Source organism: Paenibacillus massiliensis subsp. panacisoli DSM 21345 (assembly GCF_000426545.1).
In the GTDB taxonomy this organism is placed as follows: Bacteria; Bacillota; Bacilli; order Paenibacillales; family Paenibacillaceae; genus Paenibacillus; species Paenibacillus panacisoli.
The window spans coordinates 390241-411640 of record NZ_AUFO01000001.1 but is presented as its reverse complement, the minus strand read 5'-3'; the positions used below and the strand labels follow the sequence as shown (position 1 = coordinate 411640).

19 protein-coding genes are annotated in these 21400 nt (G+C 50.8%); 4 read left to right on the top strand and 15 right to left on the bottom strand.

Going from position 1 to position 21400, the window contains the following annotated elements; all coding sequences use genetic code 11:
* Positions 1-128 precede the first annotated feature (128 nt).
* The 3 genes from K331_RS0101765 to K331_RS0101755 all read left to right on the top strand — a co-directional run bounded on the left by K331_RS0101765 (position 129) and on the right by K331_RS0101755 (position 2413).
* Positions 129-455 carry an ArsR/SmtB family transcription factor gene (locus tag K331_RS0101765; protein WP_018887567.1) on the top strand — a complete coding sequence of 109 codons (327 nt, stop codon included), beginning with the start codon at positions 129-131 and terminating at the stop codon, positions 453-455.
* Between the two features lie 63 nt (positions 456-518).
* Positions 519-938, top strand: a complete 420-nt coding sequence (gene arsC, locus K331_RS0101760) for an arsenate reductase (thioredoxin) (protein ID WP_028588939.1) — start codon at positions 519-521, stop codon at positions 936-938.
* Between the two features lie 179 nt (positions 939-1117).
* Positions 1118-2413 (top strand): arsenic transporter, encoded by a 1296-nt coding sequence (locus K331_RS0101755; RefSeq protein ID WP_028588938.1) that lies wholly within the window; start codon positions 1118-1120, stop codon positions 2411-2413.
* Between the two features lie 190 nt (positions 2414-2603).
* Here K331_RS0101755 and K331_RS0101750 read toward each other — a convergent pair whose 3' ends face one another.
* The 4 genes from K331_RS0101750 to K331_RS0101735 all read right to left on the bottom strand — a co-directional run bounded on the left by K331_RS0101750 (position 2604) and on the right by K331_RS0101735 (position 7707).
* Positions 2604-2891, bottom strand: a complete 288-nt coding sequence (locus K331_RS0101750) for a stage VI sporulation protein F (RefSeq protein WP_018887564.1) — start codon at positions 2889-2891, stop codon at positions 2604-2606.
* A gap of 65 nt (positions 2892-2956) precedes the next feature.
* Entirely contained in the window at positions 2957-5005 is a 2049-nt protein-coding gene (gene recG / locus K331_RS0101745; protein WP_028588937.1) for an ATP-dependent DNA helicase RecG, read from the bottom strand.
* 3 nt (positions 5006-5008) lie between these two features.
* Positions 5009-5875, bottom strand: coding sequence for a DegV family protein (locus K331_RS0101740; RefSeq protein ID WP_018887562.1), 867 nt, complete (start codon positions 5873-5875; stop codon positions 5009-5011).
* A gap of 32 nt (positions 5876-5907) precedes the next feature.
* The gene (locus K331_RS0101735) at positions 5908-7707 is read right to left on the bottom strand and encodes a DAK2 domain-containing protein (protein WP_028588936.1); all 1800 of its coding nucleotides are present in this window, start codon (positions 7705-7707) and stop codon (positions 5908-5910) included.
* 395 nt (positions 7708-8102) lie between these two features.
* Here K331_RS0101735 and rpmB point away from each other — a divergent pair, with 395 nt between their 5' ends.
* A complete protein-coding gene (gene rpmB / locus K331_RS0101730) occupies positions 8103-8291 on the top strand; it encodes a 50S ribosomal protein L28 (protein WP_018887560.1) in 189 nt (62 codons plus the stop codon).
* A gap of 300 nt (positions 8292-8591) precedes the next feature.
* Here rpmB and spoVM read toward each other — a convergent pair whose 3' ends face one another.
* The 11 genes from spoVM to priA all read right to left on the bottom strand — a co-directional run bounded on the left by spoVM (position 8592) and on the right by priA (position 21397).
* A complete protein-coding gene (spoVM, locus tag K331_RS28705; RefSeq protein WP_010345573.1) occupies positions 8592-8672 on the bottom strand; it encodes a stage V sporulation protein SpoVM in 81 nt (26 codons plus the stop codon).
* Between the two features lie 167 nt (positions 8673-8839).
* Positions 8840-9238, bottom strand: a complete 399-nt coding sequence (locus K331_RS0101720) for a RidA family protein (protein WP_028588935.1) — start codon at positions 9236-9238, stop codon at positions 8840-8842.
* 388 nt (positions 9239-9626) lie between these two features.
* Positions 9627-10295 carry a ribulose-phosphate 3-epimerase gene (rpe, locus tag K331_RS0101715; RefSeq protein WP_018887558.1) on the bottom strand — a complete coding sequence of 223 codons (669 nt, stop codon included), beginning with the start codon at positions 10293-10295 and terminating at the stop codon, positions 9627-9629.
* A gap of 4 nt (positions 10296-10299) precedes the next feature.
* Entirely contained in the window at positions 10300-11217 is a 918-nt protein-coding gene (gene rsgA / locus K331_RS0101710; protein ID WP_028588934.1) for a ribosome small subunit-dependent GTPase A, read from the bottom strand.
* Positions 11218-11340: 123 nt separating this feature from the next.
* Positions 11341-13563 carry a Stk1 family PASTA domain-containing Ser/Thr kinase gene (gene pknB / locus K331_RS0101705; protein ID WP_028588933.1) on the bottom strand — a complete coding sequence of 741 codons (2223 nt, stop codon included), beginning with the start codon at positions 13561-13563 and terminating at the stop codon, positions 11341-11343.
* Positions 13563-14336: a Stp1/IreP family PP2C-type Ser/Thr phosphatase gene (locus K331_RS0101700; protein WP_025680574.1), complete on the bottom strand. Its 774-nt coding sequence runs from the start codon at positions 14334-14336 to the stop codon at positions 13563-13565. Before K331_RS0101700 ends, pknB begins: the two co-directional genes overlap by 1 nt.
* A 7-nt stretch (positions 14337-14343) precedes the next feature.
* A complete protein-coding gene (gene rlmN, locus K331_RS0101695) occupies positions 14344-15387 on the bottom strand; it encodes a 23S rRNA (adenine(2503)-C(2))-methyltransferase RlmN (protein ID WP_018887554.1) in 1044 nt (347 codons plus the stop codon).
* A gap of 451 nt (positions 15388-15838) precedes the next feature.
* A complete protein-coding gene (rsmB, locus tag K331_RS0101690) occupies positions 15839-17167 on the bottom strand; it encodes a 16S rRNA (cytosine(967)-C(5))-methyltransferase RsmB (protein WP_404821461.1) in 1329 nt (442 codons plus the stop codon).
* Between the two features lie 125 nt (positions 17168-17292).
* Entirely contained in the window at positions 17293-18279 is a 987-nt protein-coding gene (gene fmt, locus K331_RS0101685) for a methionyl-tRNA formyltransferase (RefSeq protein WP_028588931.1), read from the bottom strand.
* A gap of 11 nt (positions 18280-18290) precedes the next feature.
* Positions 18291-18782 (bottom strand): peptide deformylase, encoded by a 492-nt coding sequence (def, locus tag K331_RS0101680; RefSeq protein WP_018887551.1) that lies wholly within the window; start codon positions 18780-18782, stop codon positions 18291-18293.
* Positions 18783-18862: 80 nt separating this feature from the next.
* Entirely contained in the window at positions 18863-21397 is a 2535-nt protein-coding gene (gene priA, locus K331_RS0101675) for a primosomal protein N' (protein ID WP_028588930.1), read from the bottom strand.
* Positions 21398-21400: the final 3 nt, after the last annotated feature.

The following is a 21400-nucleotide window of genomic DNA, read 5'->3' as shown; positions in this document are numbered from 1 at the left end:
TCTTATCTAATTATAATCAGAACATACGTTCTGTATACATTATAATTTCTGGAAGCACTTATGTATTGAATTCACTCTTCCCATCAACTATTATATAAGCAGTCACTTATGTATGAAGGAGGGATCAGGTGAAGACCATTCAAGAGGTCGCTGAACAACTAAAGCTGTTAGCTGATAAGACACGTTTGACGATGCTAGCGCTGATGAAAGAACGAGAATGGTGTGTTTGCGAATTTGTTGATATTTTGGAGATATCTCAGCCAGGAGTTAGCCAGCATTTGCGTAAGCTCAAGGCCCAAGGAATCGTCAAGGAGGATAAACGTGGGCAGTGGGTATATTATTCGTTAAATGTAGAAGACAAGCCTTATATTCAAGACGTGTTGAAGTATATGCCTGACAACAAAATGATACTTGCTGCCTTAAATAAAGAATGTGTTACATCCGTTTGTAAATAGGGGCTCCCCCTCGCCTCAAATATAAGCATATACTTATATACTAATCAAAAGGAGATATCCATTATGAAACAAAAGACAATCTACTTCTTGTGCACAGGCAACTCATGTCGTAGCCAGATGGCTGAAGGATGGGCTAAAAAATACTTGGGAGACTACTGGAATGTATATAGCGCTGGGATTGAAGCTCATGGACTTAATCCAAACGCTATTAAGGCTATGAAGGAGGTCGGTATTGATATATCTACTCAAACATCGGATATTATTGATTCCCATCTGCTGAACAGTGCTGATCTAATTGTAACCTTGTGTGGGGACGCGGCAGATAAGTGTCCAATCACTCCTCCACAGGTAAGACGTGAGCATTGGGGTTTCGATGACCCAGCCAAGGCACAGGGGACGAATGAAGAAAAATGGGTTGTATTCCAAAGGGTTCGCGATCAGATTGGCGAGCGCATCCAAAGATTTGCTGCTACAGGCGAATAGGAATAAGCGCATACCAGTGTTATACCAGTCTATGACTACTAGGACGGCTTTTGCTCCGGGAATATTCGGTTAGGACTTATTTTCAATTGTACTTCTACTATTCATAGAGTTATATATTAAGATGAGCATTTAGTAGATTTGAGGTTTTCGTTGTTCGTTGAACATCTAGGAGGGTACTTGTGGTTGGTATTGTTTTGTCATGCATAATATTTCTGGTTACTCTGGTGCTGGTGATCTGGCAGCCCAAAAATCTCTCGATCGGATGGTCTGCCTGTGGAGGAGCACTGCTCGCCCTTCTGGTTGGCGTCGTCGATCTACAGGACGTCTGGGATGTAACCCAGATGGTCTGGAATGCCACGCTGGCCTTCGTCGCCATTATCCTGATTTCATTGATTCTGGATAGAATCGGATTCTTTGAATGGGCCGCCTTGCATATGGCCAGCGCAGCGAAGGGGCATGGGGTACGAATGTTCGTGTATATCTCGGTGCTAGGCGCTGTGGTAGCGGCCTTTTTTGCCAATGACGGAGCCGCTCTCATTCTGACTCCGATCGTGCTTGCCATGGTGCGAGCGCTGCGACTGGATGAGCGACAGGTGTTCCCCTTCATCATTGCCGGAGGCTTCATTGCTGATACGACATCACTACCTCTGGTCGTCAGCAATCTCGTCAATATCGTATCAGCTGATTATTTCGGGATTACGTTCATGGAATATGCCGGGCGGATGATCGTCCCCAATCTGTTTTCGCTCGGAGCCAGCATTCTTGTGCTGTACCTGCTCTTCCGCAAGGCCATACCAAGACAATATGACCTTGCTCATCTCAAGCCGCCAAGGGAAGCGATCCAGGACATAAAGCTGTTCCGAATCTCCTGGTTCGTGCTGGCAGCGCTGCTCATTGGCTATCTTGTCAGCGAGTGGCTACGCATACCTGTATCGCTCATCGCTGGAGGAATTGCACTAATCTTCCTGCTCATCGCTGGCCGAAGCAAGGTCGTCCCGGCACCAGAGGTGATTCGGGGAGCACCATGGGCGATCGTATTCTTCTCCATCGGAATGTATGTTGTCGTGTATGGGTTGCGTAACGCCGGATTAACCGATACTCTGGCACACATAATCCGAGCCGCTGCCCAAGAGGGATTGCTAGCAGCTACCATGAGCATGGGTATTATAGCCGCCGTCCTCTCCTCCGTGATGAATAATCTGCCTACGGTGCTAATCAATGCGCTTGCCATTGATAGTGCATCCGTCACCGGAACAGTCAAGGAAGCACTCATCTATGCCAATGTCATCGGTTCGGATCTCGGCCCCAAAATGACTCCGATTGGCTCTCTGGCCACACTACTCTGGCTGCATGTGCTCTCCTCCAAGGGCATCCGTATTTCATGGGGGACCTATTTCAAAACAGGCATCGTGCTGACGGTGCCGACCTTGTTGCTAACACTCCTGGGACTATATCTCTGGCTGGCATTTTTGTAAAAGCATCAATCAGATGCAAGGATTGACATGCTGCCAAGCCATGAGGGTACAAAAAGAATCAGATATAAGAATAGCTATACTCCCAAAGGAAATCATCACATTCTTGGTACAAAAAAAAGATACTCTAGCAGGCTTGATTGCCTTAGAGTATCTTTTTTTGTGGGCGATTCCTTAGCGCTTACCATTACGCTTATCGAAACATCCCCCACAGCTTAATCAGATGAAAGGTGTTGTTCGGATCAATCCGCTGCCCAATGACAAAAGAGACAAGCTGCTCCTCTTGGGCTGGTGTCAGCTTCTCATGCAGAATGACTGCAGAGCTCTTCACCAGTCGATGTACTGTGGGTCGATTCTGGAGATCGGCTTTCGTGACCCCGTCCATCAGCTTCTTGATCCGTTCCTTCACGGCTGAATTCTTCATCTTCGTCTTCACCCGCTCTACCAGCTGCGGGCTGATGCCATATTGTTGATAGCTCACTCTGTCCACGCCTCCCGTCAAAATTCAATCATCCTCAATATATGACGGAAAGAACGTGAATTTGCCTAATCCATAATATCTCCCTGAAAAATCTGCTCCTGCTGCAAATAATCCCGCAAGGGCGCATAGGAGGAGGAGGTCCAGAAATCCTTATCCTCGATCAGTTGCACTGCATCCTCACGTGCACGCTCCAGTACCTCGAAATCAGCTACCATATCCGCTATACGAAATTCTGGCAGACCGCTCTGCTTGGTCCCGAAGAAATCTCCAGGCCCACGCAGCTCCAGATCCCGCCGGGCCACCTCGAAGCCGTCATCCGTCTCGGTCATCACCTTCATCCGTTCCTGACCTACCTCCGACTTGGGATCGGCAATGAGCACACAATAGGAGCTATGCGCTCCACGCCCGACACGTCCACGCAGCTGATGCAGCTGGGAGAGCCCAAAGCGCTCCGCATCCATAATGATCATCAGGGTCGCATTAGGCACATCCACGCCTACCTCAACTACGGTGGTAGATACGAGCAGCTGGATTTCATTCGCGTAAAAGGCCCGCATGACCTCTTCCTTCTCCGCAGCGCTCATCCGTCCATGCAGCAAGCCTACACGATAGGATGGGAAGGCCTGCTGCATCTGAATATGCAGGTCGATAGCATTTTGAACATCCAGCTTATCCGATTCCTCAATTAATGGGCAAATGAAATAAGCCTGTCGCCCTTGATCAATCTCACGCGAGATGAAGCCAAGGACCCGATCCATCATATTGTGCTTCACCCAGTAGGTGGAGATTGGAATCCGTCCCTTGGGCCGCTCGGAAATCGTCGATACATCCATATCCCCGAAGGCCGTAATAGCAAGCGTACGCGGAATCGGTGTGGCCGTCATGGTGAGCACATCCGGATTGTAGCCCTTGCGGCGTAATATACTGCGCTGATTCACACCAAAGCGATGCTGCTCATCCGTGACCACAAGACCAAGCTGGCGGAAGTAGACGTCCTCCTGAATCAGCGCATGCGTACCGACGACAATGTCCGTAAGACCCATTTGCAGGGAAGCCAGCAGGTCCTTGCGCTTACGCCCATTCACACTGCCTGTCAGCAATGCTACGGTTACTCCGAACGGCTCGTACATCTTCTGTAGTGAGCGCATATGCTGCTCAGCCAAAATTTCCGTCGGTACCATCAGTGCACCCTGAAAGCCGGAACGAACGGAGGCATACAGCGCAATCGCTGCGATAACTGTCTTACCTGAGCCAACATCCCCCTGCAGCAGCCGGTTCATGCTGTAGGGAGAGCGTAGATCCGCCAGAATTTCCAGCTCTACCCGCTTCTGCGCATCCGTCAGCTCAAAGGGCAGACTGCGTACGAAGCTGCGAATCGTCGCATTATCCGCCGTATGTACCACACCGTCTGCACGGCCACGATTGAGCGCCCGGAAGGCCTGCATCTTCATCTGGAAGAGAAATAGCTCCTCATACACCATCCGGCGCCGCGCATCCTGCCCTTCCTGATTATCCTGAGGGCGATGAATGGACGCAATAGCCTGCTTGCGTGGCATAAGTGCATACTTCGTCATGAGCTGCTGTGGCAAAATTTCAGGGATCATCTCTCCGTACTGCTCCAAAGCCTGATTCATCGTCTTTCGCATCCAGGATTGAGTAATCTTGCCCCCTACTGAATAAACAGGCTGAAGCGTGCCTGAACGAGACGTGCCTTGATCAGGGAATTCAGAATCTGATACCGTGAGCTGCATTCGCTTCATATCCCACTTTCCGGTTACAACAATCTCCCGCCCCGCCGTCAGCTGCTCCTTCAGAAAATGGCGGTTGAACCAGGTAGCACTGAACATCCAGTCCTCTGCCATCAGCTTGCATGTGAGACGGGATTTGCGTCCATAGCGCTGCAACACAGGAATCCCTATAATCTTGGCCTGTACCGTGACTTTCTCCTGATCCTTGGCCTCGATTAATGAACCTAACCGATAGTCGTCATATCGGTAAGGATAATATTCCAGCAGCTCCTTGATATTGGAGATGCCAAAGGCGTGAAGCTCCTCTTCCTTAAGAGCACTCACGCCGTGGATTTGTTTCGTACGTATTTGATCCAGATTCAGCATACCTCAGACCTCATCTCCTGCAGGCCACGCGTAGACAGCAAGTGTACCAGGACCCACATGGGTGCCAATGACAGCACCAATCTCACTGTACTGCACCTCTTCCACAGCAAAACGCTCACGCAATAGCTGAAGCAGGGTATCGGTAGAGGCTTGATTCGCGGTATGGCCTACAGCCACATTAATTTTTTGTCCCTGCAAATCAGCTTCTAGCATCTCGACAATACGCAACATCGCTTTTCTCTGTCCTCTCGCCTTCTCCATCGAGTAGATGATCCCTTCCTGGTCGATGGACAGAATGGGCTTGATGTTCAACAGTGTGCCGATCATAGCAGCGGCTTTGCCGATCCGGCCGCCCTTTTGGAGATACTGCAGCGTATCTACGAGGAAAAACAAACGTCTCTGCTCTCCCATCCGCTCCAGCTCACGCAGAATGGCATCCTTGTCCGCTCCATTTGAAGCCAGCTTGGCTGCCTGAACAACCAATGCACCATAGCCGAATGAAGCGGATTTGGAGTCTACCGTCGTTACAGCTTCTTCACGTTCCAGCATGGTAACGGCCAGTCTCGCGGATTGGTACGTGCCACTCACTCCGGAAGATAGGTGAATAGACACAATATGAGCATCAGGGTGCTGCTCCAGAATTTCGCTATAGACCTTGAGAAACTCCGCAGGAGATGGCTGGGATGTGGTAGGCAGCTCTGCCGCTTGAACGAGTCGTTCATAGAACTGTCCGGCAGACATCTCCACTCCATCGAGATAGGCTTGGTCACCGAACATGACTGTGAGCGGCACTACATGAATTCCCCACTGCTTAACCAGGTCTGCAGGTATATCAGCCGTGCTGTCCGTTACGATAAATGTCCGGCTCATCCGTCCGTCCCCTCTCTGCAATCAGATTGATATCAGGATTCTACCGAGAACAGGTATGAGTAGATCGGCTGACCTCCATCATGTACTTCAATGTCGATCCCCGGATACTCTTGCTCAATCCAGGATACGAGCTCCTCGGTCTCGGCTGGGTCGCTATCCGAGCCTGTCAGCATCATTACAAGCACCGCTTCATCCACACTGCCGAGCATCTTGGACAACAGCTCACGGCAGGTAGGAATCAATTGCTCCTCGGTAGCTACAATCTTGGAATTGTGAATCCCGATATAGTGTCCGGCCTTGATCTCCATCTCATCAAGTACCGTGTCACGCACTGCATAAGTCACCTGCCCGGATTGCACCCGAGTAACTGCCTCTGCCATATTTTCCAGATTTACACCGAAGCTCTCTTCCTCCTGGAAAGCAAACGCTGCCGCAATTCCCTGCGGAATGGTCTTGCTCGGAATAACGAATACCTGGCGCTCATCCTCCAATAGCTCACGTGCCTGCTCAGCAGCAAGAATAATATTAGAGTTGTTCGGCAGGATGTAGATGTACTCCGCCGCGATGGAACGGACCGCATTCACGAAGTCCTCCGTGCTCGGATTCATTGTCTGTCCTCCAGACAGCACTACATCTACGCCCATGCTCCGGAAAATGTTCGTAATGCCTTCACCCGGCGATACGGCAATGAAGCCATGCGGGGCCAGCTCATGAGCAGGCAATTCGGAAGGCTCCACCGTGCGTGCAGGCTCTGCCGGAATCTCAGCGAACCATTCTGGCGCAGGAGCCACGTCCATACCCGCTGTTAGCAGTTCACGGTGCTGCTCGCGCATGTTCAGGATACGAATCTGGGTGATCTCCCCATATTGGAGTGCCAAATTAAGGACCTCTCCTGGAGCCTTGGAGTGAACATGTACCTTGACGATATCCTCATCCGCAATGACGATAATGGAATCACCATTCACTGATAACGCTTTCTCGAATTTCTCCTCATCAAATGGCTGTCCATTCGATTCGCCCAGATGGCGATTGATGAAGAACTCCATATCGTACAGGAACTCAATATGCTCTGTCTCCAGCTTGGCTTGCGCGGATAATGGAGCATCATAGGATGGAGCCACTACCGATGTCGGTACAGAGCCTGCTACTGGCGAGACCGCTGAAGCTGACGTTGTCGATGCAGCCGTATGGCGAACCTGTCCTGTAGCTGTCGTTCCGCTGGAGAGATACTGCATGAATCCTTCATAAATATATACAAGCCCTTGTCCACCAGAATCAACGACACCCACCTGCTTGAGTACAGGCAGCATCTCCTGTGTCATGGCGAGCGCTTCCTTCGCCTTGGACAGCACCTCTGCCATGAGCTCCGGAATATCATTGGCCCGACGGGCATAATATACGGCATGCTTGGCAGCTTCCTTCGCAACGGTCAGAATGGTTCCTTCTACGGGCTTCACCACTGCCTTGTAGGCAGCATCCACACCGCTTTGCAAGGCGGCTGCGAATTGCAGAGTATTCAATTCCTCGTATGGGGCAGCGTAACGGCTAAACCCGCGAAACAACTGAGACAGAATTACCCCTGAATTTCCGCGAGCCCCCATCAGCAGGCCTTTGGAAAGAATCCCTGACATCACACCAATCGATACAGAATCTCCTTTCGTGATCTCGGCTACGCCTGCATTCATTGTCAGATTCATATTCGTTCCCGTATCACCATCAGGCACCGGGAATACATTCAGGGAATTGACGTGCTCGGCATGCTGTTGCAATTGTTCCGCTCCGGCTAACACCATTGCGGTAAAATCTGTTCCATTCAAAGAACGCTTACTCAATGAGAATTCCCCTTCCTCGCTTTATGCATATCGTCCTCAGGTATACACCAAGTGGCCGTATCGTCGATCTGATCATTACTTAGAGTAAATATGAAGCCGCCGACATGTGGGCAGCACATGTAATAAGACCAACATCTATAGCCCGGGTCATGCCTGGCCCAGGCCGGTAAGGCTTTCCATTATTAATATGTCAATTTGTCACCTGGAGTATGATGGACTACTCAATATTGTACTATAACGTGCAATAGAAATAAATAAAGTTTTTGGATATATTGACGAAGGTTTTTTAACTATGATATGATATTCAAGTATTGTTTTGTTGAGAGTAATACAACTCACGAATAAAAAGCAACTGGCCTCTGTAAGGGTTATTTTTAGAATAGGAGGTGGAATCTATGTCTCGTAAATGTTATGTGACAGGTAAGAAACCTGGAAGTGGTAACCACGTTTCTCACGCTAACAACCGTAACCGCCGTACTTGGGGCGTTAATGTGCAAAAAGTTCGCATCCTGGTGAACGGTAAGCCAAAACGTGTATTCGTTAGCACGCGCGCGCTGAAAGCTGGCAAAGTAACACGCGTATAAGGCAATTAATATGTATAAGCAAAAGGCACCTCGTCATGAACGGGTGCTTTTTTGGTTATATCAGAAAGTATGGACCCCAGCGCCCCCTTCTCCCTGATATGGTAAAGACATACTGCAGAGCACAGGCTATCACTGGAGTCATTCAGTCTCCCTTGAGGATATCCCTGATCAGCAGTGGTTTGGGATATCAGCTCAAATGGACATGAGGCATGATCCCGTGTGTTCACCCGTTCTCGGCAGCCCGCCCGCATCTGCAGCCTGTACAGGGAACATGCCTGTATGTGCCACTTTGCATGTCCTTCAGTTTTTCTGAAATGTATTCAGGATCGCCTTCACAAAACCTCCCAGGAACTTCGGCAGCTTGATTGTATAAAACTTCATGCTTCACCCTCCCCATCATCCTCATGCATCATTCATCCTAGTCTATGCACCCGATTGCAAGTTGTTGCCCCATAAAAAAAGGCTACATGAGAACACCCTCATGTAACCATATCTATGCATCAGTCTTCAGGCCTATGACTTTCTAACGGACAGTATTGCCTGTCAGCTTATACCTTGGCTGCCCAGATCTCGATCTCAATCTTGATCTCTGGCAAGCCTAGCTCCGATATGTAGCCAATGGTCATCGCCGGAAAGGTCTCGCTGAATAGCCGTCCCCACTCAGCATATAAATGCTCCCAATCAATCTTGTCAACAGCCCATATATTCACCTTGATGACATCGGAGGCAGTTAGCTGCTCAGATGCAAGCACCATCTGAATGTTGCGAAACGTATTGCTGATCTGTTCCTTCATGGACTCAGGGAATTGTCCCTGTGAATCGACTCCTACTTGACCTGAAGTCACGAACAGCTCGGCATTTCTAGGAATGCGGGTGATATGCGTGTACTGGCCGACAGGCGCTGGCACACCCTCTGGATTCCGTCGTGTTATTGTTGTGTTGTTCATTATACATCCACCTCATCAATTTGGATTGTCCTGCTTGTCTTCTCTAGTAGCCCTGAGATACATCTGTCATTGGACAGACTGATCCCGTTGTCAGAATTCTAGAAAAAGACAGCAGTAGAGTACCCATAGCCAACAGCTAGCGAGTGTAGTGTTCTTTTCTTCATGCCTGGGCAGCTCCTCTCCACAAATTGATAAGGTTATTAAATAAACCCTGCCAATGATTCTAGCACACTACGAATTGAACAGCAAACAGGCCCTTGTCTAACAGAAGGTAGAACAGGGCCTGTTTGCATCGGACATGACATTCTCGTCAAGGGGCACCAGTTTAATTTATACTATTCAGATATATTATTATACCGTCTCATGAGAAAATGCCTTCAACCAAAGATCAGAGTACTCGACCCTCAGCATGTGCGCGGATCGAAGCAATGGCAGCGGCACGATCCTCTCGTCCGAACACGGCACTGCCAGCCACTAGAACATCAGCGCCTGCCTCCGCTACCAGAGCTGCGGTGGACTCGGCTATACCGCCATCCACTTCAATATGTACGTCTGGACGCCCCAGCTCATTAAGCCAAGAACGGATTTGTCTGATTTTTCCGAGCGTGCCTGGAATGAAGGATTGTCCTCCAAAGCCTGGATTGACCGTCATCACCAGCACCATATCCACATCATTCAGTACTTCCTTAATGACATATGGAGAAGTGCCCGGATTCAGGGCCACTCCGCACAATGCCCCCTGCTCCTTGATCATATGCAGCACTCGATGCAGATGCGTGCAGGCCTCCGCATGCACCGTCACAACATTAGCTCCAGCCTTGATGAAATCCGTAACATAGCGCTCTGGCTGCTCAATCATTAAATGAACATCAAGCGGAAGATTCGTATACGGGCGGATCGCCGCCGTAATGGCTGATCCCAAGGTTATATTAGGCACAAAATGACCATCCATAACGTCCACGTGAATCCAGTCTCCACCTCCAGCCTCAGCCGCAGCTACCTCACTGCCCAGTCGGGCAAAATCTGCTGACAAAATCGATGGCGCGATCTTTACCATAGCTTCAGTACCTCCGCTTCTTCTCTTTCATTTCCTCCATGAACTGCACATAGCTGCTATATCGGCTGCGAGCAATCTCTCCGCTCTCAACAGCATCTCGGACCTTACAATCCGGTTCATGGATGTGTGTACAGGCTCGGAACTTGCAATCCGCCGACCGCTCTGAGAACTCCCGGAAGCATACAGACAATTCCTCCACGCCAAGCTCAAGAAAATCTAACTGGCTAAAGCCAGGAGTATCGGCTACCAGACCACCATGATCGAGCGGAATCAGCTCCACATGTCTGGTCGTGTGCCGTCCTCTGCCCAGCTTATTGCTAATGGCGCTCGTCTCCAGAGCAAGCCCGGGTACAAGTGCATTCAGCATGGAGGATTTACCAACACCGGATTGCCCCGAAAAGACACTAATCTCTCCAGCCAGCATGGCTTTTAGTTCCTGTGTACCTTCTCCTGTAACCGAACTGGTCACCAGCACCCGGTATCCAATCTGCTCATAGAGCTCTCGCACCGCATCTAGAGCAGTGTCATTCTGTACCTGTTGCTCCAACAAGTCACGCTTCGTGAGACAAATAATCGTATCCAGACCTGCATGCTCAATGTGAACCAGGAACTTGTCCATTAATGGGAGGTTGAGGTCAGGCTCACGCAGCGAGAATACCAAAACAGCGAGCGTCGTATTGGCTACAGGGGGACGAATCAGTTCTGTGCTTCTCGGATGAAGCTCATCGATCATCCCTTCCCCATTCTCGGTATGAGAATACATCACACGATCCCCCACCAATGGCGAGACTCCTCTTTTCTTGAAAATTCCTCGCGCACGGCACTGAGTCACAGGTTCGTTCGGTAGAAGAGCTCCTTGCTCATCCACAGGAGCGGCATAATAATATCCGCTTAGCGCCTTAATAATCCGGCCTTCAGGCATATATCAGGATGTCCTCCTTTTGTTGAGTCAGTCGGCTCAGGCAGGATCTAGAAGAATCCTGCCTGAGCGATGTTGTAGCCTATCAAATATCGTTATTGCTGGTGTTGCGTTTTTGTCATGCTTTCAATTATTACCATTTCCATTTCCGTTATCATTACCGTTGCCATTTCCATTCCCACGTCCCACATGCTGGCTTGCCTGCTTGATTGTGCTATTCGCTCCATTACCGTTATTCATAGCTGAAGGATCAGTCGTCTCGCCACCATTCTCCCCACCCGTAGCATCCGGTTGCTCTGGAGTAACTGCAGGATCTGCTTCTTCCTCTACAGGCGGTATCTCTGGCTCCGTGCCCGCAGGTGGAGCGACTTGTGGCATTTGAACGGTACCATTCTTGGCATCAACGTATGTTACGATAAAGTTATCTACGAATTTGCCATCACGTGTCACGGAGACGACCGCATCCTTGTTCGGACGCAGCAGCAGATCGACGGTGACAATCTGCGTGGTATTGAGGGTTCTTGTTCCCCAGTCCTGATTATCGCCACGGGCATCGGTAACAGTCACTTTGATCTTGGCATTCTTGCCTTCCTCTGCTGGTACTAATGGCAGCTGGAATGGCACCTTGATCGCTTCTGGTGGGTATCCTGTACTCACATAGATTGTAATCTCGGAGCCTGGAGCCACGTCTGCACCTGGTTCGAATGGCCACTGCTTCGTAACCTTGCCCTGCTCAATCTCGTAGCTAGTCTCTTCCTTCACCGAGACAAGCTTTAGCTTCGCATCACTCAATTCCTTCTCCGCTTCAGCTCTGGACTTGTTCGTAAGATCAGGCATAGCTATTGTCTCAGAGCCTTTACTAACGGACAACGTCACCTGTACCTCATCCGGATTGAATTCCTCATTTGCTGCCGGAATCTGATCCGTAACGGTCCCTTCATCTGCCGAGTCGTCAAAGACCTGCTTTTGCTTGATACGATCCTCGGTTATCCCCTTGGATACCAGCAAGCTGACTGCATCGTCATAGGATTGCCCGGTTACACTAGGCATTGGCGTGAGTGGCTTCTCCGTACCGACTGTCACCTGGATAAGCGAGCCTTCCTTCACTAGCGCCCCCTCGGGCTGGCTCTGCTTGAATATAATTCCGGGTTCAATCCCTTCCTTATACTCCTGCAGAACCGGATCTGCCAGCTCCAGGCCTTGTGCGGCCAAAGTCGCTCTCGCTTGTTCCTCGGTCTGTGTGACCAGATTAGGCACCTTGACATCGGAAACCTCAAATGCCTTATCAACAACGACGACCAGCACGGCCATGAGCGCAAGTACTACAAGCGTTAGCGTGACCCAAAAGGCCAAACGTTTCTTCTTCTTCGGCTGCTCAAGTGCTGTATCCTCTTTCATTTCCTGCAATGAATCCCGTCCTCCACCGTTCCGTTGGGACATGCCCTGCTGATGCGGCTTGATTGCCGGGATAATTCGGGTCTGCTCCACGTCTTCTTCCACGTAGAACTCCGCTTTAGGTTCGTTCCTGCGCTCTGGCAGCAGACAGGTCTCCAGGTCAGCTAGCATCTCATCAGCCGACTGATAGCGTTCATCCGGATTTTTACGCATGGATTTCAGAATAACGTTCTCTACACTCTGAGGAATGAGCGGGTTCACACGACGCGGCTCCTCGAATTCCTCCTGTAGATGCTTCAGTGCCACACTGATCGGGCTTTCACCCAAAAATGGCAGCTGGGCCGTGAGCATTTGATACAATACAATACCTAATGAGTATAAATCCGATTTCTCGCCAGTTGTAATGCCCTTTGCATGCTCAGGAGAAAAATAATGCACTGAACCGACAACAGAGCCTGTCTGTGTAATGGTCGTAGAGGTTACTGCTCTAGCGATACCAAAATCGGTTACCTTGACACGTCCATTCCGTCCAATAAGAATATTATGAGGCTTAATATCCCGGTGAATAATCTGGCTTTGGTGGGCATGCTCAAGTGCATCACAGATTTGCGAAGCGATTCGAACAGCCTCATCCACCTGTAGCGGAGCGCGCTCTTTGATAATTTCGTTCAAATTCTGCCCCTCTACATACTCCATTACAATGTAGTGCACCTCATCCTCCTGGCCAACATCATAAATACTGACCACATTAGGATGAGATAGGGACGCAGCAGACTGGGCTTCCCTGCGGAAACGACGAATGAACTCTTCATCATGCACAAACTGCTGACGGAGCACCTTGACAGCCACATAGCGATTCAGCAGTATATCCTGGGCCTTGTAGACAAGCGCCATGCCTCCGCCGCCGACACGTTCAATGATCTCATACCTTCCGCTCAACAGATGTCCGATCATCATTCATACCCCTTTTCATCAGCAGATGCCTCGGGACGCGGCTGCTCGAACAATGCAACCGTAATATTATCGTCGCCCCCCGCAAGCAATGCCAGATGAAGAAGCCGGTCCGCACGTTCCTCCAGCGGAATATCACCAGCTCCTACCACCTTGCCAATCTGTTGTTCGTTCACCAGGTTACTCAGTCCATCGCTGCACAGCAGCAAGACATCACCTTGCTCTAGGCTAACTGCATCAAGGTCAACCTTGACCTCTGCATCTGTGCCCAGTGCACGCGTCAGTACATTACGACGCGGGTGACTCCCGGCCTCTTCTTTACTAATTTGCCCATTTTTGAACAATTCGTTCACCAGTGTATGGTCTTCCGTAATCTGCCGGACCTGACCACCGGATACGATATAAGCACGACTGTCCCCGATATGCCCTATGACACCTCTAGTATCATTCAGCAGCACGGCAACTACGGTTGTGCCCATGTTGTGATATTTATCATTTTTGGCAGCTGTCTGATAGATCACTTCATTCGCATGAAGAATGGCATCACTGAGCGCAGCTGACAGAGATTGTTCCGACAAGCCCGTCTCCAGCGTGGCCAGATCCGCAGCCAGTGTCTCAACAGCGAGACGACTAGCCGTATCACCTGCGAGGTGCCCTCCCATGCCATCAGCTACGATACCCAGAATGTAGCCCTGCTCCAAATGTCTGATCCAGGCTGAATCTTCATTAACGGAACGAACGCGTCCCACATGGCTGACATGAACTGTTTTAATCAAATGAACTTCACCCCAACTCCATATGCTTGGCCCGAAGCTGGCCGCATGCCGCGGCAATATCGTGGCCCTGTTCGCGACGGATGGTCACGTTGATGCCCTTCTCTGCCAGCTTGCGCTGGAATTTGAAAATGTCATTGCGTGAGGTACGGACGTATTTGCGCTCTGGTACATGATTGACAGGAATGAGATTCACGTGGCACATCATATCCTTCAGCACATCCGCAAGCTCCTCTGCATGCTCCTCGCGATCATTCACGCCACCGATCAAAGCATACTCGAATGTAATCCGCCGCCCTGTCTTCGCCAGGTAATAACGGAGTGAGTCCATTACGTCCTGGAACGGATAGCGACGGTTCACTGGCATTAGCTTGGAGCGTAGCGCATCATTCGGCGCATGTATTGAGATCGCCAGATTAATCTGCGTATCTTCATCTGCAAATTTGTAGATATTCGGTACGATTCCGCTCGTAGACACCGTAATATGACGTTGCCCGATGTTCAGCCCTTTTTCATGAATCATCGTTCTGAGAAACGTCATGGTTGCTTCATAATTCTCGAACGGCTCGCCAGAACCCATGATAACAATGCTGCTGACACGCTCATCCCTGGTATCCAGGATTTTCTGTGCCTGAACTACCTGGGCCACAATCTCGCCAGCGGTCAGATTCCGCTTCAGTCCACCCAGAGTGGACGCACAGAATGTACAGCCGATCCGGCAGCCTACCTGTGTCGTGACACAGATGCTGTTACCGTAATTGTGCTTCATAATAACCGTCTCAATCGCATGATCATCATGCAGCCCGAACAGGAACTTAACGGTTCCGTCCTTGGACTCCAGTCTTGTTATCTCCTTGAGCGTCACGAAGCTGAACTGCTCTTCAAGCTTCTCCCGCAGTGCCTTGGATAGGTTCGTCATTTCATTAAAATCATTCACACGCTTGACGTATAGCCAGTCGTAAATCTGACCTCCACGAAACGCCGACTCTCCCTGGTCCACAACCCACTGCTGCAGCTCCTCATAGGAGAGATCATATATAAAAGGTTTTGTCATATGTTATTCACACCTGTTCTTCCATTCATTGAATTCCTGCCCGTCTGACTGTAGTCAACCCGTACAGTTTAATTTTTCATTCTTCCTATTTTAGCACAAATGAAAGAAGCGGTAAAAAGCTTTCAATCGAGCCGGTCTGAACAAGGCATGAATGTCCTTGGCCAGACCTGCCCTTCGTGCTGTATAGGTTCAACTAAAGAGTCTTTACACTGGCTAGTCCGACGACAGAACCACCTTCTGATCGCCGTTATTCCCAGATTTCTTTGGATATCCTTGTCATCATTTGTCTCTCCGTGTCATGTCCGGTCCAGCAGCACAAAAGCCGTCGGTTATAGATAGCCGACGGCTTACTAGACAATTCCACGGCAATGCAGCCCACAGGTTAACGAGAAAACGCTGGTCTGCTTTAATAGCATCTCAGCCTGTTTCAACTTCCACAGGTGACCATGACCTACTTCAATCGTTGCAGACGGGCTATGTAGAAGCCGTCACTTCGAAAATGTTGCGGTAGTATTTGTAGGGAGCCCTCCTTGCGCAAGGCTTCAGGTACATGGCTCCAGATGGAAGGGTCATCATGCATAAGCCTGAAGTCCGGATGCTCCTGCAGAAAACGTTGAATCTGCCGCTCATTTTCGTTCGGTTCAATCGTACATGTGCTGTACACCAGAATTCCACCCGGCCTCAGCAATACGCTCGCCTGCCGAAGCAAGTCAGCCTGTAAGGCGACGATATCCTGTACGTCCTGCTCCGACTTGCTCCAGCGCAGGTCCGGCTTGCGTCGGATCACCCCAAAGCCTGAGCAAGGAGCATCGAGCAAGATTCTGTCGAAGCTGGACCCAGCATATCGTACACCAAGCTCCTGAGCATCCCCGATCACTGCCTCAATGCTGTCCAGACCTAGCCGCTCCGCCTGCTCCTGAATAAGCTGTCGCTTATGTGGGTGGAGATCATTGGCGATAATGGCGCCCCGATCCTTCATCAACTCTGCCATATGCGCTGTCTTCCCACCAGGTGCAGCACAGCAATCGAGCACATGCATGTCAGGCGCTGGCGCTACAGCCTCTGCTACCAGCATAGAGCTCTCATCCTGCACAGAAAGGAGTCCGTCCTGATACCAGGACGTAAGCGCCATGTTGCCTCCGCTTCTGACTACAATCCCATAAGAGCTAAGCTCGGAGGGAACAGCATCCAATCCCGCAGCCTTCATCTCCTCCAATAATCGCTCCCGCGATGTCATCGTCGTATTGACTCTGACACTGACCACAGGCGGCTCATTGTTCGCACGACAGATCTGTTCAGCGACCGCCTCGCCATACTGAGTAATCCAGCGCTCAACCAGCCATTCGGGATGCGAGTGCTCCAGAGCGATACGACGGGCAGTCGGTAGATCCGCCGAAATCTGCAGCTTGTCCGGTTCACGCAGCATACTGCGCAAGACGCCGTTCACCATGCCAGATATACCCTGATGCCCTCGACGCTTGGCTATATTCACAGCTTCACTGACGACAGCATGAGATGGAATCCGGTCCAGATACACTAGCTGATAGACACTCATCCGTAGCAGACAGCGGACCCAAGCCTGTAGCTTGGCCGTCCCCTTCTGTACAAATCGATCCAGCAGGTAGTCCAGTGTAAGGCGCCGAGCTATCGTCCCATACACCAATTCTGTAACGAGACCGCGGTCGTTTGGCTGTAAATTAGACTGTTGCAGACTGTTGTTCAACTCCAGATTGCTGTATGCCCCTTCGTTCTCCACTCCGAGCAGAACGTCCAGCGCCACCTCACGAGCTGTGCGTTGCCGAGAAGTCTGCTTGCCTCCTGTCTGCTGTCGGTTCCCCGAGGAAAGCTTGTTCCCAGAGCGAGGTCTGCTCCCTTGCTCTGTCTGAGCCTTGCGGTTGCCCCCGCTCACGACAGTACCGTTCCCATCTTCATTTGTCCACCACGAGCAAATGAGCCTGCATCCATAACCTTCTTGCCCGCAGGCTGAACCTCGCGCAACCAGATGCTTCCATCTCCAGTTCGCACCTCAATCCCATGCTCATTCACTTGCAGCACCTTGCCAGGAGCATCCGATTCCGTATACGTGTGTGAAATGCTGGAATCAGCGTCCTGTCCATGAAGTGAAGATTGTGGCGGGGCAGCAGCCCACACCTTGAACACCTGTTCATCCCACATCGTGTAGGCACCAGAGAACGGAACGAGACCACGAATGCGATTATATATAGCCAACGTGGAGTCACTCCAGTTGATCCGCTCGTCTTCCCGTGTCAGATTGCGGGCATATGTTGCGTCAGCATCGTTTTGCGGAGTACGGCTGTTGGTTCCCTCTAGCACCGACGGAAGCTGCTCCAACAGCAGCTTGGCGCCTGCCTCGCTCAGCTTGGAGAATATCGTACCTGAGTTATCCTCCAGCAAAATAGGCACCTCGACCTTCGCGATCATATCCCCCGTATCCAGCCCTTCCGCCATATACATCAAGGTGACTCCCGTTACCTCTTCCCCTTGAATAATGGCACGCTGGATCGGTGCTCCGCCCCGATAGTGTGGCAAAAGCGAGCCATGCACATTCAGACAGCCATGGCGTGGCATGTCCAGTACAGATCTGGGCAGAATTTGTCCATAGGCAGCCGTAACAATCAGATCTGGCTCCCATGCTGACAGCTCCTCCACAGCCTCCTGGTTACGCAAGCGTACAGGCTGCATGACAGGTAGACCATGGCGAAGAGCCGCCTCCTTCACGGGGGTTGGAGTCAACACCCGCTTGCGTCCTTGCGGCTTATCCGGCTGGGTTACAACACCCACCACTTGGTAGCCCTCAGCAAGCAGTGCCTCCAAGGAAGGCACTGCGAACTCTGGAGTCCCCATAAAGACGATCCGTGTGGAACTCTTCATCTGGATCACCCCTATTTGCGGCTATTTGGTCCCGGCTTCTCCGGAGACACCGCGTATATTTTTTCAGCAATATCCGTAAATAATACCCCATTCAGATGGTCGATCTCATGCTGGAAGGCCCGAGACAGAAGACCTGTCGCCTTCACAGTAATCGGTCTTCCTTCACGATCCAGCCCTTGTACCGTCACCTGCTCTGCACGGCGCACATCACCGTTGAAGCCTGGAATGCTCAGGCAGCCTTCAGCTCCAAATTGCTCTCCATCCTGCTCTATAATGACCGGATTGATCATTTTGATAAGGCCATGCTCGTCACCGGCATCGACGACGATCAATCTTTTGAGGATACCTACCTGCGGCGCAGCCAGCCCTACTCCCTCGGCGTCATACATCGTATCAGCCATATCATCCAGCAGCTTCTGGACGTTGCCGTTAATCTTGGTAACTTCCTTGGCAACCTTGTGCAATACATCATCAGGTTCTTTCACAATCATTCTAATCGACATAACTAAATACACCTTCCTCTATCCTCAGCAATTTACTTAAAATATCTCTGTTCATTCATATATATATGCAGCTCATGAGCCTACATTAACATTTGTGGGTCTACATCAAGACTGATCTGAAGCTGCTGTGCCTGTGCGGCCTCTCCTAATTCATCAGCCGTTCTGCGCGCCAACTCGATGACGTCGATAGTCCCACGCCATTTTATCATACATTGGAATCGGTATCTATTCTTGATTCTCGGTATGGGCGAAGCTACGGGACCCAAAATATCCATAACATCAGCCGTAAAACGATCCATATTCCCGAACCAACCAAGTCGCCGCGCCTTCTCCTGAAGCAGTGCCGTGTAGTTCTCCGCCAGACGGACAAGCACAGGCAACTGCTCATGCGTGAAGGTAACAAGAATTAGCCGGCAGTAAGGGGGATAATGCAGATTACGACGATGCTTCAGCTCATCACGAATGAAGGAGGCATAATCGTGTCGGCTCGCATGAATGATGGAGTAATGATCCGGTGTGTAGGATTGCACAAAGACCTCACCAGGAAGATGATGTCTGCCTGCTCGACCAGCCACCTGAGTCAACAGCTGAAACGTCTTCTCTGCTGCACGGAAATCCGGCAAATTGAGTGCAGAATCAGCAGTAATTACTCCTACCAAGGTAACGTCAGGGAAATCAAGCCCCTTGGCAACCATCTGCGTTCCGAGCAGGACATCTGCCTTCTTCTCCCGGAAGCTCGTCAGGAGCTTTTCATGGGAGCCCTTCTCCGTGGTGGTATCCACATCCATACGAATGACACGAATTCCGGGGAATAGCTTGGCCAGTTCCTCTTCCACCCTCTGCGTCCCTGTCCCGAAATATCGGATATGCTCACTGCCACAGTCCGGGCATACCTCGGGAGCCTGGGCGGCATATCCGCAATAGTGACATCGCAGATTGTGCGAGCGCTGATGATAGGTGAGTGAGATGTCGCACTCGGGACAGCCTGCCACATAACCACAGCTGCGGCACATCACGAACGTAGAGTAGCCACGGCGATTCAGCAGCAGTACCGTCTGCTCTCCCCGTTCCAGACGCTGGGCAATTCCTTGGTGCAAGGAACGGCTGAACATGGAGCGATTCCCTGCACGTAGCTCCTCTCTCATATCCACGATATGAACCTCAGGTAACGTATTGCCAAGCGCACGCTGATTCATTTCCAAGAGAAGCGGAGCGAATTCGTCATTGCTCTGGGAGCGGGCTGCGTGGTAGCTCTCCAGCGCTGGCGTAGCCGAGCCCAGAATTACAACCGCTCCATGCTGATGTGCACGAGTCACAGCTACATCTCGCGCATGATACTTAGGCGTCTCCTCTTGCTTGTAGGAGCCTTCGTGCTCTTCATCCATAATAATCAGACCAAGCCTGTCGAACGGGGCAAATACAGCTGAACGTGCACCGATGGCAACCTTGACACGTCCCTCTCTGATTTTACGCCATTCATCATAGCGCTCACCGCCTGACAAACGGCTGTGCATGACGGCCACCTGATCACCAAATCTTCCCTTGAAGCGCTCGACCATCTGAGGAGTCAAAGAGATTTCAGGTACAAGCACAATCGCCTGCCGTCCTTGTTCAATACAGTGGCTAATGCTTTGCAGGTAAATTTCAGTCTTGCCACTACCTGTCACTCCATGCAACAGAAAAGCTCCATGCTCATAAGATTCAAGCTGTCGAATCACACGGTCATAAACCGCTTGTTGCTCTGTAGTCAGTTGCAGCGGAGTTGAGGGCTTGAAATGCCGACCTTTGTAAGGGTCACGGAACACCTCAACATCCTCAATCTGCAGAAGTCCCTTGCTCTCCAGTGCTTTAACCGTTGCAGCCGAGGTGCTAAGTGAAGTCAGAATCTCCTTGAGCGACAGCGGAAGGAACTCACGACGCTCCAGCAGGAAGCTCAAGACCTCCTTCTGTCTCTGCGCCTTCTTCGGAAAGCTGTGCAGCGCGAGTTCTGCTTCGCCCGGGGACACTGCAAGATTGACAGCCTTCAGCGTCTTCTTACCTACCTTATCCTTGATGACCTGATTCTCCTGCAGTACTCCCCTGCGTAGCAGCGACTTAATCACTGTGGCTTCACTTGGAAAATGGCGACTGAGCTGCTGCAGCGTCAGTTCGCCCTTGTTGCGTACAAAATGTACAATGTCGCGCTCAACCGGATCACTCATCCCATCATCTGTAAGCAGCACACCTGCTTCTTCGGCATCCGGGTCGGAGTCTGGCTCTGCCCAGGTCACATAACGCTCTGCCTTACCTTTTAACGCAGTCGGAATCATGGCTTGTAGAGCTACAATGTGATTGCAGGCATAACGTTTACTCATCCAGGCTCCGAGCTCCAGCAAATCCATAGATAGTGGGGGAACAAGATCCAACAGCTCCTGAATCGGTTTCAGCTTGAAACGAGTCTGCTCCGGCTTCGGCTCAACGGATGTTACAAAGCCTTGAACTGTCCGCTTGCCAAAGGGTACAGCGACTCTGCTGCCAGGTTCAATCCAGGTGTGCAGTGTCTCTGGGATTAAATAATCAAAGGCACGGTCAGTGGCCTTCGCAGGAACATCCACGATGACTTTAGCAATATTCATCTG

What these genes read in the sequence shown, in the direction of transcription:
- arsC (WP_028588939.1), top strand. Translation starts at nt 519, where the DNA reads ATGAAACAAAAGACAATCTACTTCTTGTGCACAGGCAACTCATGTCGT.
- recG (WP_028588937.1), bottom strand. Translation starts at nt 5,005, where the DNA reads ATGCTGAATCTGGATCAAATACGTACGAAACAAATCCACGGCGTGAGT.
- K331_RS0101740 (WP_018887562.1), bottom strand. Translation starts at nt 5,875, where the DNA reads ATGAGCCGGACATTTATCGTAACGGACAGCACGGCTGATATACCTGCA.
- rpmB (WP_018887560.1), top strand. Translation starts at nt 8,103, where the DNA reads ATGTCTCGTAAATGTTATGTGACAGGTAAGAAACCTGGAAGTGGTAAC.
- spoVM (WP_010345573.1), bottom strand. Translation starts at nt 8,672, where the DNA reads ATGAAGTTTTATACAATCAAGCTGCCGAAGTTCCTGGGAGGTTTTGTG.
- K331_RS0101720 (WP_028588935.1), bottom strand. Translation starts at nt 9,238, where the DNA reads ATGAACAACACAACAATAACACGACGGAATCCAGAGGGTGTGCCAGCG.
- rpe (WP_018887558.1), bottom strand. Translation starts at nt 10,295, where the DNA reads ATGGTAAAGATCGCGCCATCGATTTTGTCAGCAGATTTTGCCCGACTG.
- rsgA (WP_028588934.1), bottom strand. Translation starts at nt 11,217, where the DNA reads ATGCCTGAAGGCCGGATTATTAAGGCGCTAAGCGGATATTATTATGCC.
- pknB (WP_028588933.1), bottom strand. Translation starts at nt 13,563, where the DNA reads ATGATCGGACATCTGTTGAGCGGAAGGTATGAGATCATTGAACGTGTC.
- rlmN (WP_018887554.1), bottom strand. Translation starts at nt 15,387, where the DNA reads ATGACAAAACCTTTTATATATGATCTCTCCTATGAGGAGCTGCAGCAG.
- fmt (WP_028588931.1), bottom strand. Translation starts at nt 18,279, where the DNA reads ATGAAGAGTTCCACACGGATCGTCTTTATGGGGACTCCAGAGTTCGCA.
- def (WP_018887551.1), bottom strand. Translation starts at nt 18,782, where the DNA reads ATGTCGATTAGAATGATTGTGAAAGAACCTGATGATGTATTGCACAAG.
- priA (WP_028588930.1), bottom strand. Translation starts at nt 21,397, where the DNA reads ATGAATATTGCTAAAGTCATCGTGGATGTTCCTGCGAAGGCCACTGAC.